The 17,690-nt window shown below is 56.6% G+C and carries 20 protein-coding genes; 11 read left to right on the top strand and 9 right to left on the bottom strand.

The window, feature by feature from the left end; genetic code table 11:
• Positions 1-52: 52 nt before the first annotated feature.
• Positions 53-262, bottom strand: coding sequence for a hypothetical protein (locus V9K67_RS05150; RefSeq protein ID WP_336720553.1), 210 nt, complete (start codon positions 260-262; stop codon positions 53-55).
• A 219-nt stretch (positions 263-481) separates the two neighbouring features.
• Between V9K67_RS05150 and V9K67_RS05155 the strand changes: the two genes are divergently transcribed.
• Both V9K67_RS05155 and V9K67_RS05160 read left to right on the top strand, forming a co-directional pair.
• Positions 482-1,033 (top strand): RNA polymerase sigma factor, encoded by a 552-nt coding sequence (locus V9K67_RS05155; protein WP_336720554.1) that lies wholly within the window; start codon positions 482-484, stop codon positions 1,031-1,033.
• A gap of 15 nt (positions 1,034-1,048) precedes the next feature.
• On the top strand, positions 1,049-2,149 hold the full coding sequence (locus V9K67_RS05160; RefSeq protein WP_336720556.1) for a S1C family serine protease: 1,101 nt from the start codon (positions 1,049-1,051) through the stop codon (positions 2,147-2,149).
• A gap of 47 nt (positions 2,150-2,196) precedes the next feature.
• On the opposite strand, the gene V9K67_RS05165 is transcribed toward V9K67_RS05160, so the two are convergent.
• Positions 2,197-3,105: a sugar phosphate nucleotidyltransferase gene (locus V9K67_RS05165; RefSeq protein ID WP_336720557.1), complete on the bottom strand. Its 909-nt coding sequence runs from the start codon at positions 3,103-3,105 to the stop codon at positions 2,197-2,199.
• Positions 3,106-3,160: 55 nt separating this feature from the next.
• Here V9K67_RS05165 and V9K67_RS05170 point away from each other — a divergent pair, with 55 nt between their 5' ends.
• Both V9K67_RS05170 and V9K67_RS05175 read left to right on the top strand, forming a co-directional pair.
• A complete protein-coding gene (locus tag V9K67_RS05170; protein ID WP_336720558.1) occupies positions 3,161-4,060 on the top strand; it encodes a 1-aminocyclopropane-1-carboxylate deaminase/D-cysteine desulfhydrase in 900 nt (299 codons plus the stop codon).
• A gap of 54 nt (positions 4,061-4,114) precedes the next feature.
• Positions 4,115-4,876 carry a hypothetical protein gene (locus tag V9K67_RS05175; RefSeq protein ID WP_336720560.1) on the top strand — a complete coding sequence of 254 codons (762 nt, stop codon included), beginning with the start codon at positions 4,115-4,117 and terminating at the stop codon, positions 4,874-4,876.
• A 91-nt stretch (positions 4,877-4,967) separates the two neighbouring features.
• Here the strand turns inward: V9K67_RS05175 and lipB are convergent, their stop codons facing one another.
• A complete protein-coding gene (gene lipB / locus V9K67_RS05180) occupies positions 4,968-5,690 on the bottom strand; it encodes a lipoyl(octanoyl) transferase LipB (protein WP_336720562.1) in 723 nt (240 codons plus the stop codon).
• Positions 5,691-5,731: 41 nt separating this feature from the next.
• Here lipB and V9K67_RS05185 point away from each other — a divergent pair, with 41 nt between their 5' ends.
• Positions 5,732-6,784, top strand: coding sequence for an RluA family pseudouridine synthase (locus tag V9K67_RS05185; protein WP_336720564.1), 1,053 nt, complete (start codon positions 5,732-5,734; stop codon positions 6,782-6,784).
• 152 nt (positions 6,785-6,936) lie between these two features.
• Here the strand turns inward: V9K67_RS05185 and V9K67_RS05190 are convergent, their stop codons facing one another.
• The 5 genes from V9K67_RS05190 to V9K67_RS05210 form a co-directional block, all read right to left on the bottom strand.
• The gene (locus tag V9K67_RS05190) at positions 6,937-7,872 is read right to left on the bottom strand and encodes a hypothetical protein (protein ID WP_336720567.1); all 936 of its coding nucleotides are present in this window, start codon (positions 7,870-7,872) and stop codon (positions 6,937-6,939) included.
• A complete protein-coding gene (def, locus tag V9K67_RS05195; protein ID WP_336720569.1) occupies positions 7,869-8,456 on the bottom strand; it encodes a peptide deformylase in 588 nt (195 codons plus the stop codon). The genes V9K67_RS05190 and def overlap by 4 nt, the downstream gene beginning before the upstream one ends.
• 89 nt (positions 8,457-8,545) lie before the next feature.
• Positions 8,546-8,956: a Holliday junction resolvase RuvX gene (ruvX, locus tag V9K67_RS05200; protein ID WP_336720570.1), complete on the bottom strand. Its 411-nt coding sequence runs from the start codon at positions 8,954-8,956 to the stop codon at positions 8,546-8,548.
• 69 nt (positions 8,957-9,025) lie between these two features.
• A complete protein-coding gene (locus V9K67_RS05205; protein WP_336720571.1) occupies positions 9,026-9,973 on the bottom strand; it encodes a UbiA-like polyprenyltransferase in 948 nt (315 codons plus the stop codon).
• 90 nt (positions 9,974-10,063) lie between these two features.
• Positions 10,064-10,639: an RNA methyltransferase gene (locus V9K67_RS05210; protein ID WP_336720572.1), complete on the bottom strand. Its 576-nt coding sequence runs from the start codon at positions 10,637-10,639 to the stop codon at positions 10,064-10,066.
• 120 nt (positions 10,640-10,759) lie between these two features.
• On the opposite strand from V9K67_RS05210, the gene V9K67_RS05215 reads away from it, so the two are divergent.
• The 5 genes from V9K67_RS05215 to V9K67_RS05235 are packed head-to-tail and all read left to right on the top strand — an operon-like array spanning position 10,760 to position 14,598.
• Positions 10,760-11,575 carry a VTC domain-containing protein gene (locus V9K67_RS05215; protein ID WP_336720573.1) on the top strand — a complete coding sequence of 272 codons (816 nt, stop codon included), beginning with the start codon at positions 10,760-10,762 and terminating at the stop codon, positions 11,573-11,575.
• Complete coding sequence (locus V9K67_RS05220) at positions 11,553-12,185, top strand: DUF4956 domain-containing protein (RefSeq protein WP_336720574.1); 633 nt, start codon at positions 11,553-11,555, stop codon at positions 12,183-12,185. Before V9K67_RS05215 ends, V9K67_RS05220 begins: the two co-directional genes overlap by 23 nt.
• On the top strand, positions 12,182-12,865 hold the full coding sequence (locus V9K67_RS05225) for a DUF2490 domain-containing protein (RefSeq protein WP_336720575.1): 684 nt from the start codon (positions 12,182-12,184) through the stop codon (positions 12,863-12,865). Before V9K67_RS05220 ends, V9K67_RS05225 begins: the two co-directional genes overlap by 4 nt.
• Before the next feature lie 25 nt (positions 12,866-12,890).
• Positions 12,891-13,478: an RNA polymerase sigma factor gene (locus tag V9K67_RS05230; RefSeq protein ID WP_336720576.1), complete on the top strand. Its 588-nt coding sequence runs from the start codon at positions 12,891-12,893 to the stop codon at positions 13,476-13,478.
• A complete protein-coding gene (locus tag V9K67_RS05235) occupies positions 13,471-14,598 on the top strand; it encodes a hypothetical protein (protein ID WP_336720577.1) in 1,128 nt (375 codons plus the stop codon). The genes V9K67_RS05230 and V9K67_RS05235 overlap by 8 nt, the downstream gene beginning before the upstream one ends.
• Before the next feature lie 117 nt (positions 14,599-14,715).
• Here the strand turns inward: V9K67_RS05235 and V9K67_RS05240 are convergent, their stop codons facing one another.
• A complete protein-coding gene (locus V9K67_RS05240) occupies positions 14,716-15,471 on the bottom strand; it encodes a ThuA domain-containing protein (protein ID WP_336720579.1) in 756 nt (251 codons plus the stop codon).
• A 137-nt stretch (positions 15,472-15,608) separates the two neighbouring features.
• Here V9K67_RS05240 and V9K67_RS05245 point away from each other — a divergent pair, with 137 nt between their 5' ends.
• Positions 15,609-17,612, top strand: coding sequence for a carbohydrate-binding domain-containing protein (locus tag V9K67_RS05245; RefSeq protein ID WP_336720581.1), 2,004 nt, complete (start codon positions 15,609-15,611; stop codon positions 17,610-17,612).
• Positions 17,613-17,690 lie beyond the last annotated feature (78 nt).

A 17,690-nucleotide genomic window follows, 5' to 3' on the forward strand; every position in this document is an offset into this window, starting at 1 on the left:
TATAAACAGCAGACCGGGCCGGCAAGGGGCGGGATCAGCTGCGCCGTATTGCTTAGTGAGCAGCAGCTGCAGAGTCAGCAGGAGCTACAGTAGAAGCGGTATCAGCAGGAGCTACAGTAGAAGCTGTGTCAGCAGGAGCTACAGTAGAAGCGGTATCAACCGGAGCAACAGTAGTAGTGTCGGGAGTAGCAGCAGAATCAGAAGAGCTGTTACAAGCTACTAAAGAACCGGCGATAGCGATAATTGCAAAAACCTTTTTCATGTGTTGTATATTTATTAATTGTTAAAAACGATGTTGAAAAACCTTTTTTATTCCGGTGCCTGTCCCGCCTTTTGTTTTTCAGCGTTACAACCCCCGATTTAAGAGTTAATGCCGCAATTGAAAAAAGGTAACCCGGGGTCACCCACTTTTTTAAAAGTTTTTTTTTTCGGGGGTAGATGGGTTACTATTTTTAAATTTTTGTATTAAACATTGGAACTATTGAAAGCAGACAAAGAAGCGATCCTGCTCCGGGGTTTGGCCGCGAACGACCGAAAGGCTATTGAAACGATCTATAAAGAAAACTACAAGATGGTGCAGGCCTTTATCCTCAAAAACAACGGTACGGCCGACGACGCCAAGGATATTTTCCAGGAAGCCATGATCGTTTTATATGAAAAGGCACGATCCGAATCCTTTGAACTCAACTGCCAGATCGCTACCTTTCTTTATTCTGTTTGCCGGCGCCTTTGGTTGAAGCGCCTGATGCACCAGCAACGCTTCGTGGTGTACGACGACCCAGAGCAGGAACTGGTGAGTACGGGCGTGGATATGGAGGAGCACGAACGGCAGAATGCCGAATTTACCCAGATGGAAAAGGCCATGAACAGCATGGGCGAACCCTGTAAGAGCCTGCTGGAAGCCTTTTACCTGCAGAAAAAATCCATGCAGGAGATCGCCTCCCTGTTTGGATACACCAATTCGGAAAACGCCAAATCGCAGAAGTATAAATGCCTGATGCGCTTGAAGAAATTATTTTTTAGCCAGAAATAAAACCGCCGAACGACAATGGACAACCAAAAAATGCTGGAGATGGTCGAACGCTACCTCAGCGGAGAACTGAGCCCCCAGGAACGGGCCGAGTTCGAAGCGATGCGGCAGGCCAATCCCGAAATAGACCAGCTTGTGGTGGAAAACAGCTTTTTCCTGGAACAGCTTGCCCGCTTTGAAGGCACCAAAAACTTCAAAGCGGCCCTCGATGACGTGCATATGGACCTGGTGGAAACCGGCGTCCTCAAACCCACCGAGCCCCGGGGTAAGGCCAAGGTGCTGTTCCTGTTCCATAAATATAAACGCACCACGGCCATTGCGGCCTCCATCGCCGGTATCACGGCTATGGCCATCAGCATGCTGGTGACCGCCGTCTCTCCCAACAAACCGGCCCGCGAGATCCGCGAGCTGAGCCGGCAGATCAACGTCCTCCAGCACCACAACCGGGTGCAGGACAAAGAGATCCGCAACGTAAAAAACCAGATGAACGTGCCGCCGGCCGTTTATAAAACCGGCGGAACGGGCTTTATCGTGGATACCAAGGGCTTCCTGGTGACCAACGCCCATGTCATTGAAAATGCCCGCGACATCGTGGTGCAGAACAGCAACGGGCAGGACCTGCATGCCAGCGTGGTGCTGGTGGACGTGCCCCGCGACCTGGCGATCCTGAAAATCGACGATACCGCCTTCAAGGCGCCCTCTTCCCTGCCCTACCGCATCCGCCGCAACGGCACGGAGATCGCCGAACCGGTATTTACACTGGGCTACCCCCGCAACGACATTGTTTACGGCGAAGGGTATCTGTCGGCCAGGACCGGCTTTAACGGCGATACCATGACCTGCCAGATCGCCATTGCCGCCAACCCCGGCAACAGCGGCGGTCCCATCCTGAACCGCAACGGCGAGGTGATCGGCGTGCTGAGCGGCAAGCAAACCAGCGCCGATGGCGTGGTCTTTGCCATCCGGTCGCGCTTTATCTACGACGCCCTCGGCAAGCTGGCCCGGGATACGTCCCGCCACAGCCCGAAAGTGAGCCACGGCACCTCGCTGCGCGGCCTCGACCGCACCCAGCAGGTGAAGAAGATCGCCGACTTCGTCTACATGGTGAAAGTGAACTAATACAAGCAATAAATAAAAAAGCCCCCGTTCAGCGGGGGCTTTTTTATTTATTGCTTGTTCCAGAGGCTGCCGGGATAAGCACCCTGCTCCACCAGCCCGTTCAGGCTTTCTTTTACGATGGGCGCATCTTCCTTGTAGGTAACGCCAAACCACTTGGCACCGGTGGGGATCACCTTCACCACACCCTTGCCCTGCTTGATGAACTGGTCCACGGAATGCGGGATCAGGAATTCGGCTTTGGGGTTGGTACCGTTCTCGGCCAGGAATTTTTTGAACTCCTGCTCCAGGAAGGAAAACAGCGAAGGCGAGAAACACCAGAAGTTCATGGACGCCTTGGAGCTGTCGCCGATGGGGTTCTTGGAACCGTCGGCTTCTTCATAAACGATCTGGCCGTTGTCGGCATACACTTTAATGCGTTCGTTGATGGCCACCAGGTTGTTGTCGGCATCCACTTCGCTCACGCCGCGGCTTACCGAGCCGTAGGTGGAAAGGGTGTTGCCCAGTTCGTAGCCTACCAGGGCGTAGGTGCTGTCGTTGCACTCGCTTACCAGGAAGTCGTGGGCTTTGGCAAAGGCGTCGCTGCCGTAGAAATCATCGGCGTTGATCACTGCAAAAGGTTCCTTCACGGTGTCCTTGGCGCACAGGATGGCGTGCGAGGTGCCCCAGGGCTTGGTGCGGTCGGCAGGAACGGGGTAGCCGTCCAGGTGGGCTTCCAGTTGCTGGTATACGTATTCGGTTTCGATTTTTCCTTTCAGCTTCGGCTCAAAAATGTTTTTAAAATCCTCGGCGAAATCCTTGCGGATGATAAAAACCACTTTTCCAAAACCTGCCCGGATGGCATCGAAAATGGAATAGTCCATGATCGTTTCGCCGCCGGGGCCAAACTGCTGGATCTGCTTCATGCTTCCGTACCGCGATGCCATACCTGCGGCCATGATCAATAATGTAGGCTTCATACTGTTAATTGATTTGGGTAGCGAAAATACAGGATTTCACCGCTAACTTTAGGACATGCGTTTAAAAGAGCAAACAGGCCCCCGGATCGACCGGCTTCCGCCGGCCGTGCTGCAGGGAGCTTCCCTGCGGGCCGGGGTGTTGCGCCTCGATGCGGTCCACCCGGAAGTATCGGGAAACAAATGGTACAAGCTGAAAGAATACATCTCTGAAGCGCGCCTGCAGCAACAGAACACCCTCCTCACCTTCGGCGGCCCCTACTCCAACCATATTGCCGCCACGGCTGCCGCCTGCCGCGAGTTCGGCTTCCGCTGCGTGGGCCTCATCCGCGGCGAACGGCCGCCCCGCCTCTCGCCCACCCTGCAGCGGGCGCAGGAACAGGGCATGGACCTGGTATTTATTTCCCGTGCGGATTATGCGGCGAAAAATATTCCAGCCCCCCTGCTGGAACAATACCCCGATGCCTGCATCATCGATGAAGGCGGCTACGGCCTTCCGGGCCGGCGGGGAGCGGAAAGCATCCTCGACAGCCCCGGCTGCGCCGCCTACAGCCATCTCCTGGCGGCGGTAGGCACCGGCACCACCCTGGCCGGACTGGTGGAGGCCGCCGGCCCGCAGCAGCAGGTCACCGGCATCAGCGTGCTGAAAAACAATACCGACCTGCTGCCCGCCATCAACGCCCTGCTGTCGCCGCACCGCCGCGACCGGTTTACCCTGTTGCACGACTTTCACTTCGGGGGTTATGCCAAATCCACCCCCGCCCTACTGGAATTTATGAACGACTGGTACCGGCAAACCGGCATTCCTTCTGATTTCGTGTATACTGGAAAGTTATTTTATGCGTTTCAACAACTGTGCGCCCTTTCGTACTTTCCACCCGGCAGCAATGTCCTGGTGGTACACAGCGGGGGATTGCAGGGGAATTGTTCGTTAAATAAAGGAACATTGTTATTTTAGCTTTTTATCACTCAAATCCATATACACTCACCTTTATACCTTTAGGCTTTCTTTATGAAATTTTCCAGGAGTTTTCCGGTGCTTATAGTGGCATTGCTGGTTTCATGCGCCGCCTTTTCCCAATCACCGATCACTGATACGCTGCCGGATTTTACCGTGCGCAACGTGGGCAAGAACCGGATCATCATCGGTTGGGTGAACCCGTTTGAGAACGTCAGCCAGATCAGCATCCAGCAGGCGTTCGACAGCGCGGGCGCTTACAAGACCATCCTTACGGTGGCCGACCCCAACGCGGTGCAGAACGGCGTCGCCTACACCAAGGCACCGAACGACCGCATGTTTTACCGCCTGTTCGTGGTGCTGGCCCGCGGCTCGTACATCTTCACCGTTTCCAAGCGGCCGGTAAAAGACACGCTGCAACAGGCGGCCGACCAGCCCCTGAAACAATTAGGCGACACCTCGAACAAAACAGCGGCCAAAGCTTTTGAAGGCCTGGTAAATCCTCCCAAGGACAGCGGGGGGAAGAAACCCGACCCCGTCGCTCCTCCCAAACCGCAGTACGTTCCTTCCGTTTATGTATATACAAACAACGAAGGAATGGTGACCATCAAACTGCCCGATGCGGAACGGAAACGCTACCACATCAAATTCTTCGAGGACGACGGCAGCTTCTTATTCGAGCTCAAAAGCCTGCGCAACTCCCCCCTCACCCTCGACAAGGGCAACTTCTACCATGCGGGCTGGTTCACCTTTGAACTCTATGTCGATGACAAGCTGGTGGAAAAGAATAAGTTTTTTATTAATAAAGCGTTCTAATTAAAAGTTTACAAGTTTACGGGTTTACAAGTTTACGAGTTGCTTATGCCGGCAGGGAACTCGTAAACTTGTAAACCCGTAAACTCGTAAACTACCTGGCTATCTCAATAGCAAACACCTGCGCAAAAGCCTTCAGCAGCTTTTTCTTCACATCTTCCATATCCACTTCCCTTCCCAGTTCGGCTTTTATAGAAGTTACTTTTTTGTTCTGGATGCCGCAGGGTACGATATGATTAAAGTAGGTAAGGTCGGTATTGACGTTCAGGGCGAAGCCGTGCATGGTGATCCAGCGGCTGCAACGCACGCCCATGGCGCAGATCTTCCGCTCCTGCCCTTTCAGGTGGGCGTCGATCCATACGCCTGTTTCCCCGGGCGAACGGCCGGCCACGATGCCGTATTCGGCCAGGACGAGGATAATGACCTCCTCCAGTTCGCGGAGGTAGCGGCCGATGTCCGTATAAAATTTCTCGAGATCGAAGATGGGATAGCCCACGATCTGCTGCGGCCCGTGGAAGGTGATGTCGCCGCCGCGGTTGGTATGGAAAAACTGGATGCCCCGCTGTTCGCGGTCCTGCTCGTTGATGAGCACGTTCTCGATCTTGCCGCTCTTGCCCAGCGTGTACACCGGCGGATGCTCCACAAACAGGAGGCGGTTGACGGTGGCCGGCTGCTCGCCCCTGCCTGCCGCAGCACCCCTGCTGTTGAAGTCGGCCTTTATTTTCAGGTTTTCCTGCAACAGCCGCTCCTGGTAATCCCAGGCGGTCTTATAATCCATCACGCCTAAATCTTCGAATAGAACAATCTGCTTTTCCATAAGAATGCAAAAATAGGATTGCCGTCTTATTTTTGTCCCTTATGGCAACAGAAGACCAATTGAACCCTTCCGAACCGGCCGAAGGCACCGACGAGCTCTACCAGCGCTTCGCCTTCAACGTCGACAAAGGACAGGAACCCTACCGCATCGACAAATTCCTGATGAACCGCATCGAGGGCGCTACCCGCAACAAGCTCCAGCGGGCCATCAATACGGGCATGGTGCTGGTGAACAACAAGGAAGTAAAGCAGAACTACAAGGTGAAAGCCCTGGACCAGATCATCGTATATTCCGACATGTCGCCGGAAAGCACCGACGTGGTCCCCGAGAAAATTCCCCTGAACATCGTATACGAAGACCAGGACGTGCTGGTCATCAACAAGCCCGCCGGCATGGTGGTGCATCCCGGCAGCGGCAACTATTCGGGCACCTTGCTCAACGGCGTAGCCTGGTACCTGCAACAGCAAAACCCTACCCTTACCGAAGACAACCTGCCCCGCTTCGGCCTGGTGCACCGCATCGATAAAAACACCAGCGGCCTGCTGGTGCTGGCAAAAACCGACAAGGCCATGAGCCACCTGGCCAAGCAGTTCTTCGACCATACCGTGCAGCGCCAGTACATGGCCCTGGTATGGGGCGAAGTGGAAGAGGACGAAGGCACCGTCATCGCCCACGTGGGCCGCAACCAGCGCTTCCGTAAGCTGTTCGAAGCCTATCCCGAAGGCGACTACGGCAAGGAAGCCATCACCCACTACAAAGTGCTGGAACGCATGAATTACGTCACCCTTATCCAGTGCGTACTGGAAACGGGCCGCACCCACCAGATCCGGGTGCACATGAAACACCTGGGCCACCCGCTCTTCAACGACGACTTTTACGGGGGCGACAAAATTGTAAAGGGAACGGTATACAGCAAATACAAGCAGTTTGTCGACAACTGCTTTTCCATCTGCCCGCGCCAGGCGCTGCACGCCAAAACCCTGGGCTTCACTCACCCCGCCACCGGCAAACACATGCACTTCGACACCGAACTGCCCGACGATATCCGGCGGGTGATTGATAAATGGAGGGGGTACGTTAAGGGAACCGTGTAGTTTACGGGTTTACGGGTTTACGAGTTGCTGGCGCCCGTCCGAAAGAAACTACAAAAGTCTTCAAGACTTTTGTAGTTTGTCGTAATGCCTGAAAGTTCCTGCCGGAGTTACGCCAACTCGTAAACTTGTAAACCCGTAAACTCGTAAACTTATCAGTTTTTAAAATCGAACAATGTCGCAGTAAAGATTCCTCTTTCACGCTTCTTAAAGGGTACGTCCCAGTCGCCGTTGTAGCGGATCAGCTGGGGAACGAGGTAGGATTGGAAACGGGTCATCTGGACTTCCATGTGCACGTTGAAGTCGTAGACGGCCGCATTGTAGCTCAGGTCGTAGTTGCGGGCCACGATCTCCATGGTGCGGCTGTGGAACCAGGTGTTGATGTTGTCGAAGACGATCCGGCTTTTTTCGCCGGCGCTCAGGCCGGGACGGCGGTTGATGCGGAACAGGTAGCAGGGCTGTCCGCGGTAGTCGGCCGTGTCGATGGAGAAGGTGTAGTAGCGGGCTACGTCCTTGTCGAAAATATCCAGCTTGTCGCCGATGAAGGGGATGCCCGGGATCTTCTTGCCCGGGTTGAAGAACAGCATTTTCAGCTGTTCCTTGTGCTTTTCAATGCCGCCCTTGCCCTTAACGTTGCGCTGCGTGCCTTTGACGATATTGGTTTCGCCGCACACCCTTCCCTTGGTAAAAAACAAGCTGGCGTACAGGCCAGCCGTGGTGTAGTTGAATTCTTTGTTGCGGTCGTAGATGTCGCCGCCGGTCTTTTCCTCGAGCACGTCCATGGTGCGGCAGCCGTCCTTGCGGTTCTGCCGGGTCTTGCTTTGCAGCCAGGCCGCTACCTTGCCTTTTTTATCCTGCATGCGGATGTCGTTCAGCGAGGTAAAGCCCAGGATGCGCAGGTTGCGGAAGGCTTTGTAAAAGGTGGTGTCGTTCTTAATGCGCTGCAGGAAGGCCGATACGTTCAGGTCGGAACGCACCACCACTTCGCTCAGGTTCACCATCCGGCGCACGGCCTCCACATCGGAAGTATCCTGGCAGAAAGCACGGCCGCCCCAGAGGGCGGCCAGCAGGAAGAAAGCTCCCTTTCTCATTTTTTGGGAAACAGCATTTTATAATCCACCCGTACATTACCCTTGCTGATGTCGTCCAGCTTTCTTTTCAGCAGCTTGCGCTTCAGCGAGGAGAGATGGTCGATAAAGAGCTTGCCTTCGATGTGGTCGTACTCGTGCAGGATCACGCGGGCGGTGATGCCGTTGAAGGTTTTTACGTGCTTTTCAAAGTTTTCGTCCTGGTATTCGAGGGTCACTTCCTCGGCGCGGTACACGTCTTCGCGGACCTTGGGAATGCTCAGGCAGCCTTCATTGTAGGCCCAGTCGTCACCGAGTTCTTCCACGATCTGTGCGTTGATGAACACCTGCTTGATGCCCGGGTCGTCGGGATAGGATTCTTCTTCCTTGTCCTTTTCGTCCATGTTGGCAAAGATCTGGGCGCTGTCCACCACGAACAGGCGGATGTCCTTGTTGATCTGGGGAGCGGCCAGGCCCACGCCGTTGGAGGCATACATGGTTTCCCACATGTCTTCGATCAGCTTTTTCAGATCGGGATAACTCTCGTCGATGTCCCGGGCTACTTTCCGTAAAACCGGGTGCCCGTAGGCCACAATTGGAAAAATCATATCAATGAAAAAATTCGATTGGTTATAATAAATAAGCTGCGTCGGGCAGCCGGACGCCAAACGGGGCACGAAAGTACAAAAATTGAGCCCTATAGCTTGCCTAAATACTCCTGCAGCATGATGGTGGCGGCGATCTCATCGACCAGGGCCTTGTTGCGGCGCTGCTTTTTTTTGAGTCCCATGTCGAGCATGGCCTGCGAGGCCAGCTTGGATGTATAGCGTTCGTCCACCTCGGCAATGGGGATAGCGGGGAAGTTCTTTATGAATGCGGCAATAAACTTTTTCACCAGCGGGGTGGCGTGGGTGTCGCTGTCGTCCCAGTTGGTGGGCATGCCGATGATCACCTTCTCCACGCTTTCTTTTACAAAATAGTCTTTCAGGAACGCCATCAGCTTGGGCGTTTCCACGGTGCACAGGCCGCTGGCAATGATTTGGAACGGGTCGGTCACCGCCAGTCCCGTGCGTTTGCCACCATAATCTATCGAAAGAATCCGGGCCATAAGTTTTTGGAACGAGGTATTAGTTAATTGGGAATTAGGATATTGGGAGGATCACCCCTGACCATTGACCTAGATACTGCGTGACAGAAAGAGGTCGGCGATCACGAAAACCGCAAACACCACGGAGGCGATGCCGTTGGCGGTCATGAAGGCGATGTTCACGCGGCGCAGGTCGTTGGGCTTTACCAGCGAGTGCTGGTACACCAGCATGCCGCCGAACACCAGCACGCCGATCCAGTAGAGCGGGCCGAAGCCACCGAGCTTGCCGGCGGCCACCACGCAGCAGGCGCTGAGCAGGTGCAGCACTTCCGATACCCGCAGGGCCTTGGCCTTGCCCAGCCAGGCAGGCATGCTGTACAGCTTTTGCGATTTGTCGAACTCCTCGTCCTGCAGGGAATAAATAATGTCGAAGCCGCTGACCCAAAAGATCACCGCCAGCGAGAACAGCACCGGGATCAGGTGAAATTTACCGGTGACGGCCAGGAAGGCACCGATGGGCGCCAGCGACAACCCTACCCCCAGCACCAGGTGGCAGAACGGGGTAAAGCGTTTGGTATAGCTATAGCCCAACACTACGGCCAGGGCTACCGGCGACAGGAAAAAGCAGATGCGGTTGATGAAAAAGGTGCTCACCATGAACAACAGGCAGTTGCCGATGGTAAACAGCAGGGCGTTTTTGGGGGTGATGATGCCCTTGGGCACTTCACGGATGGCCGTGCGGGGATTGAGGGCGTCGATATCGCGGTCGAGGTAGCGGTTGAAGGCCATGGCCGCGCTACGGGCAAACACCATGCACAGGATCACCAGCACAAACGTCCAACCCAATGACCGCATTAGCTCCTCTAAGGGTTGCGGTGTCTCGCCTCCAAAAACAGTAGCCAAATGGAGGTCAGGCACTGTCAGCCCTAGTTTAATCCACTGGCTGGAAGCCAGGAAGAAACCGATCAGAGCAAAGGGCATGGCGAAGATGGTGTGCGAAAACTTGATGAGGGAAAGGTAATTTTTTACTGTAGACATTGATGGTAACAATTTCCGTAAAGGTGGAAGGTGGCCCGGGCAGGGTTCGATTCCGCCTGCAAAAGTATCGCTTCTTTTCCTGTGCTGCCGTTAAATCTCGGCCAGGTGGCCTTTTACTAATTCCCAAAGTACCACGCCGGCGGCGGTGGCCACGTTGAGCGAGTGCTTCATGCCCAGCTGCGGGATCTCGATACAGCCGTCGCTGTGGGCGATGGTGGATTGTTCCACCCCCGTCACCTCGTTGCCGAAAACGACCGCGATTTTCTGGAGGGAGGCATTTTCCCCTTTGGTTCCTTTTGCTTCCCCTTCCAGCCAGTCGTGGAGCTTGTGCAGGGGGATGCTGTCCACCGCCTGCTCCACCGAAAAGATGCGGTAGCCTTCGGCCCGAAGGTCATCGAGGGCCTCGCTTATTTGTTTAAAATGTTTCCAGGGAACCGTATCCTCCGCGCCCAGGGCGGTCTTTTTGATTTCCTTGTGCGGCGGGAAGGCCGTGTAGCCGCAGAGGTAGACCCCCGACAGCAAAAACGCATCGGCGGTCCGGAAGAGGCTGCCCACATTGTACGCACTGCGGATATTCTCCAGCACCGCCACCACCGGCAACTTGTCCGACGCCCTGAATTCTTCTACGGACTTGCGGTTCAGCTCGTCCATGCTCAATTTTCGCATGGCGCAAAAGTAATGGAGTTTCCGGCTTACCGATACATATTGCCTATCTACCGGTACATGCGCCCGGCAGGCTAAACCCGCCGGGATATCAGCCGTCCCTGATGAACTTATCATTCATTTATGTACCCTGATCGCATTTTAGGGCCCACGGCCGCCGCCAACGACCTGGCCGCCGCCCTTTTCCAGCTGGAGGACATCTCCCTGCAGGGCCTCAACCGGCAGGCCGCCCTGCTCAACCGGGTAGATACCAAGTACCTGCTGCCGCTGCCCTCCCTGCCCCCACTGCTGGCCGACTGCCGGGACCACTACCGGGTGCTCCAGGTGGGCGACCACCGGCTGTGCCGCTACGAGACCCACTACTACGACACCCCTGACCTGCATTATTACCATGCCCACCATGCCGGGCACGGCTGCCGCCTGAAGGTGCGCCGCCGCCGCTACGTGGAGTCGGATCTTCATTTTCTGGAAGTGAAGCACCGTACCAACAAGGGCCGGACCGACAAACCCCGCATTCCGCTGGAGGGCGGCGAAGCCGATCCGCTGGGCGGGCTGCTCCACCCGGCCTTCTCAGAGGTGCGGCCTTTCTTCCGGCCCGGGATGCAGGAGGTGGTCCGCATCGACTACAGCCGCATTACGCTGGCGCGGAAAAGCGGGGCGGCGGAACGGATCACCCTCGACCTCCACCCGCTGTTCGCCGCGGAAGGCACGGCCGTGTCGATGCCCTCCCTGGTCATTGCCGAGGTAAAGCAGGACAAGGCCCGGACCTCCCCATTCCTGCAGTTGATGAAAGAGCGACGCCTGCGTCCCGGCTCCCTCAGCAAATATTGCCTGGGCGTCGCCACCCTCTTCGACGAGGTGAAAAAAAACCAGTTCAAATCCCTTATTACCCAACTGAAAAAGAAAACCGGTTACCATGTATATACTTCAGGTTATTAACGACTACCTGTCGGCTCCCTCCTTCGAATGGTTTGACAAGCTGAACGCCAAGTTCGCCCTCCGCCTGGGCGCCGACCTGGCCACCATGATCCTGCTGGTCCGCTTTATTTATTACCGCATCTACCGCCGGGCCGACCTCTTCCTGACCTTTTTCTCCTTCAACCTGATCATCTTCCTGATCACCTTCCTGCTCAACAAAGCCGAGATGACCATGGGCGCCGCCTTCGGCATCTTCGCGGTCTTTTCGCTGCTGCGCTACCGCACCGAAAATATTTCCGCCAAGGACATGACCTACCTCTTTATCGCCATCGCCGTGGGACTGATCATGGCCGTCAGCCGGGGCGGCTGGGACGAGCTCGCCCTCATCGGCGGCATCGTGCTGGTATTTACCCAGTTGCTCGAAAGCAACTGGATCGTCCGCCGCGAGCTGTCGCAGCAAGTGCTGTATGAAAACATTTTGCTCGTGCAGGCCGGCAACCGCCCCGAAATGATCGCCGACCTGGCCGCCCGTACCGGCCTGGACGTGCACCGCGTGGACATCCAGGAAATTGATTTCGTCAAAGACGCCGCCCGCCTCACCATTTATTACTACGAAAAGAAACAAGCATGAAAATTATTTTCCGGGCCCTCCTGGCCCCCGCCCTATTGCTGACGGCAGGGGCGGCAACGGCCCAGACCAGCAAATCGGACCCGGTGGATGTACAGTCCCGCCTGGGCGCCGCCCTCAAATGGAACCTGCCCCGCCGCTGGGAAGCTTCCCTGGAATACCAGGCACGCTTCGTGGATAACGCCTCGGTCTACCGCGGCAGCTATATTTCCGCGGAAGGCGGCTACAGCTTTTCCAAACACCTGAAAGCACTGGCCAACTACCGCCTGGCGCTGACCACAAAAGACCATTCGAACCGCTACGGGCTGGGCCTGGAAGTGTCGGAAAAATGGGGGAAATGGAGCCTCGCCTTCCGGCCCATGGCCCAGTACCTGACCAGGTATGCCGATGACGAGGAAACCAGCAGGGAAACGAACCTCTTTGTGCGTACCCGCCTGCAGGCCAAATACGCCCTGCTCAAAAAGCTGGACCTGTACGCCTCCCTGGAACCTTACTTCGTCTTTGACGGCGCCTACCCCATCGACAACTGGCGCAATACCCTGGGGCTGAAATACGAATATGCCCAAAACAAAAAGATCGACCTGTATTACATCTACCGGCCCGACTACGCCAAGAGCTACAACTGGACCTTTCACGTGGTGGGGATGAATTTCGACTTTTCGCTCAAGGCGAAAAAGAAATAGCCCCATTTCCGCTAATTTTAGCCCCTTGGCACTATTTTCCACCATAGTCTCCCCGGAGCCGGCCGACAGCGAGCTGGTGCGGCTGTACAAGCAGTCGGCCGACCTCAACGTGCTGGGCCAGCTGTACGGCCGCTACATGGACCTGGTGTATGGCGTTTGTTTGAAATACCTCAAGAACAGCGAAAATGCAAAGGACAGCACCCTGGCCATTTTCGAGGAGCTGATCGGGAAGCTGCAGAAGCACGAGGTGGAAAACTTCAAAAGCTGGCTGTACCAGGTGGCCAAAAACCATTGCCTGATGCAGCTGCGCAGCGACAAAAAGTTTTCGAAAGTACAAATGGATGTGGCGCTTGTGCAAAATGAAGAAGACGTGCATCTGAACGGTGTGCTGGAAAAAGAAGAAAACCTGCAACAGCTCCAGGACTGCCTGGGAAAACTGGCCGCCGACCAGCGGCAGGTGGTGGAATTGTTCTACCTGCAGGAAAAGTGCTACAACGAAATTGCCGAACTCACAGGACTGGAATGGAACCGGGTGCGCAGCTATATCCAAAACGGCCGCCGGAACCTGAAGATCTGTATGGAAAAACATAAAACCCGGGAGTGGGATGCCTGACGAAAGGAACCATAGCGACAACTACACCGCCGCCGACTTCGAACGCTATTACCGCGGGGAGATGACGGCAGCGGAACGGCACCGGCTGGAAAAGGCGGCCCTCGAGGACCCTTTCCTGGCCGACGCCCTGGAAGGCTATGCCCTGGCGGCTACTCCCGCCCGGGATGCGGGCTTCCTGAAAACCGGGCTGGAAGAAAGGCTTTCCTCCTCCAGGGTAGTGCCCCTGCCCGCCCCTGCAAGGCCGCACCGCCTGCCCCTGTGGAAGGTGGCGGCCCTGGTAGCGCTGGTGGCCGGCACCGCCTGGATGGTTTACGAGTTTGCCCTGACCGGCACTTCCTCCAGCGTAGCCAAACAGGAGCAATGGGAACCGCACCCGGCCGCCGATTCCGAAACCGCCCCGGCCGCCAGGGCCGACACGGTCTCCAGCGTGCCGCCGGCCCCGGAAGCCCAAAGCCGGCCTGCCCCTGCCCCGAAAAAAGCAAAGAGAGCAGCAGCGGCCGCCCGCCAGCAGCCGCCCCCCGAGGCGCAGGAAGCGCCCCTGACCGCAACAACCGCTGAAGCAAAAGCTTCCGCAACCGACAGCGACAGGATCCGCAGTAGGGTAGCCGCCCCGCTACCCGCCCGGGACAAGCTCCTGAAAGCCGAAGGCGTGCGCACCCTGCCGTCCCAGGACACCACTACCCTGGTGATGGGCTATGGTACGCACAAAGACCAGCCGGTACAACTTAATGAAACCGCCGTAGTACGCAACTACCCTCCAAACAGGGACATGGCAGCCAAGAGGAAAGCTGTCGCCACCCCTATGTCCGCCCCCATAGCGGCCAACATGCAGGAACAGCGGATCCGCTACGCCGATGTGGAACCCGAAACCGGTAACCCGGCCCTGAATCAATACATTGTCCAGAACCAGGCGGTACCCCAAAACGTTCCTGCCAAATCCCCCCAGGGAGAAGTGCAGCTTTCCTTCGACCTCGATGCCGAAGGCCGCCCCGTCAACATCAAAGTGACCCAACCCCTCTGCACCCCCTGCGACGCAGAAGCCGTCCGCCTGCTCACGGAAGGCCCGAAATGGATCTCCAAAGACAGCAGCAACAAGGGGAAGGTCTGGATAAGGTTTTGAGGAATTGGTTGATTGGTTCATTGGTTAATTGGGCCTTGGCGGTTGCGGTTTTCTTATACAATAAATGACTGCTCCCTCCAAATTCCCAATTAACCAATGAACCAATTAACCAATTAACTATTTTCCAATCGCATATTGAATTCCGCCCAGCAGGTGCTGCAGGAAGAGTGGGTCGGAATAAGATTCCGAGGTGTGGCCCAGGGCGGTATAAAAGGCACGGCCGCCCTCGTAGGCATGGTACCAGGCCATGGGATGGGGGTCGCCGTTCTTCCCGCCTTCGTAGCTTTTTTCATCAATGGTCAGCAGCACTTTCAGATCGGTGCCGATGTTTTTAAAATTGTACCACTCGTCGAAGCGCTTCCATTCCAGGGGCAGGTGCCTGGTGGAGGGATGGGTGCCGTCGGTCACGTGCAGCAGGGCTTCCTGGGGCTTGGGATGGTTGGTGAAATAAGCGCCCGTCAGCCGGCCGAACCAGGGCCAGTCATATTCCGTGTCGGAGGCCGCGTGTACGCCGGCATAGCCCCCGCCACCGCGGATGTAGGCTTCAAAAGCGGCCTGCTGCTCCGGGTTCAATACATCCCCGGTGGTATTCAAAAACACCACGGCCGTATACTGCTGCAGCTGTTTGGAGGTAAACCAGGCAGCATCGGTGGTGGTATCCACGCCAAAGCCGTTGTCCGCTCCCAGTTTAAGGAGGGCCCTGTTGCCGTCGGCGATGGAGGCATGATGAAAGCCCGCCGTTTTACTGAATACCAGCACCTTTTTCCGTGGGGCCTCTTTGCGGCAATAAGCCGATACCATAGTGACAGCGCCGAAAAGAAAGAGCCCGTACAAGGCGGCGGCCGTCCAGCTTTTTAACTTTAAGATTGACATGACGGGAAGATAATTCCTTTTCGGCTGATTTGCCCATTTACCGATACAAAGGGGTCCTTTACCGGTACACGGCCTTCCGCCGTTAAACATTCCTCCTGCCGGCACATCACAACTGCCCACCAATAAAGAAACAAGCTATGCCCTTTCACAGATCCTTACCCGCGCTCTTGCTGGCCGCCCTCGCCTCCGCGGCCGTCCTGTCGTGCCGCAAAGACGCCGACAGCCTGTCCGACGAGGATGTCGCCACCGAGGAAAGCATTATCACCAACTCCCGCGACACCAGCTTTACCAATGCCGTCGTCATCAGGTACACCGACAGCAGCGTGGCCGTTACCAACCCCTTCAAGGATGCAGGCATCAGCGTGGCCGTTTCCAGCCGCGACGTGGTGGTGACCTCCCACCTCACCGGCCAGGAGATCAACTATGTACTGTCGGGCACTGCTGCCAACGGCAGCTTTAAGCTGTACAGCGATGCCGCCTTCGGCCTGGTGCTGAACGGCCTGGACCTGATCAACACCAACGGACCGGCCCTCAATATCCAGTCCACTAAAAATGCGGCGGTGACGGTACTGGGCGGCACCAACAACCGGCTGGTCGACGGCAGCAGCTACGCCTCCTCCTCCGAAGACCAGAAAGCGGCCTTCTTCAGCGAGGGACAGCTGACCTTCAGCGGCACCGGCACCCTGGCGGTGAAAGGGAAAAACAAGCACGCCCTCTGCAGCGACGAATCTATTTACCTGAAGGAAGGAAACATTACCGTTTCCGGGGCCGCCTCCGACGGCATCCACGTCAACAAATACTTTAAAATGGACGGCGGCCAGCTGGCCGTCACCTCCTCCTCCGACGGCATCGAAAGCGAGGAAGGCTACGTATCGCTGGCCGGCGGCGGCCTGACGGTGAACAGCGTGGACGACGGCATCGTCGCTTCCTACGAGGGCTCCGATGCCACCATCACGCCCTATGTCAGCATCACCGGCGGGCAGCTGCACATCACTACCACCGGCGACAAGGGCAATGCCATCAAGAGCGAAAACTATACGACCGTCAACAGCAGCGACTCCATTGTGCTGAGCGTTTCGGGCAAAGGCGCCAAGGGGTTTAAAACCGGCGGCAACCTGACGCTGGCCAACGGGAAGATCCGCATCACCACCACCGGCAGCGCCTTTTACGATACGGAGGATAAGGATATTGCGGCACCGGCCGGCATCAACTGCGACGGGGCCTTCGTGATGCAGGAAGGTTCGGTGGTCATCACCAGCTCGGGCGCCGGCGGCAGGGGTATTTGGGCAGACGGTACCCTGGCGGTCAATGGCGGTACGATCAACGTGACCACCACCGGCAGCAAGTTTACCTACGGCTCTGCATCCAGCGAGGCCAAGGGCATCAAGGCCGACGGCGCCCTCACCCTCAACGGCGGCAGCGTCACCGTTTCGTCGGCGGACGACGGCCTGAAGTCGGAAACTTCGGTTACCCTTAACGGTGGCAGCCTGGCCGTTACCAAATCTTATGAAGGGGTGGAAGCGCCGAAGATCACCGTCAACAACGGCACGGCCAGCATCGTGTCCAGCGACGACAGCTTCAACACCACCAACGGCAACGGCGGCGAATCCAACGACGGCAGCCTGCTGACGATTGCCGGGGGCACTATTTTTCTGAATTCCACGGGCGGCGACCCTATGGACAGCAACGGCAGCATTGCCCAGACCGGCGGCCTGGTGGTGGTGCAGGGCCCGTCCTCCTCCCCTGAAGTGGCCATCGACTACAACGGCACCTACGCCATTTCCGGCGGCCAGCTGATCGCTTCGGGTCCTTCGGGGAACATGATCCAGGCCACCAGCAGCAGCTCGGCCCAATACACCCTGCTGGTAAAATTAAGCAGCAGCGTGTCGGCCGGCACCCTGTTCAACCTCCAGGATGCTTCGGGCAATACGCTGGTCACCTATGCACCGGCCCGCAACGCCACTTACTTTGTGTTTTCTTCCCCGGCGCTGCAAAGCGGGGCCACCTACAAGGTTTCCACCGGCGGCAGCTATTCGGGCGCCACGGCCACCAACGGCTATTATTCCGGCGGCACCTATACCGGCGGCACCCAACGGGGCAGCGCCACCGTTTCCAGCAAAGTCACTACCGTGAACCTTTAATCGAGTCCCTATAAAAACCTAAGGCCGTTTCACCTTTCCCGGTGAACGGCCTTTTAATTATCCGAAGCTTATTGCTTA

Origin of the sequence: Huijunlia imazamoxiresistens (assembly GCF_037132455.1) — a bacterium.
GTDB lineage: Bacteria > Bacteroidota > Bacteroidia > Chitinophagales > Chitinophagaceae > Flavisolibacter > Flavisolibacter imazamoxiresistens.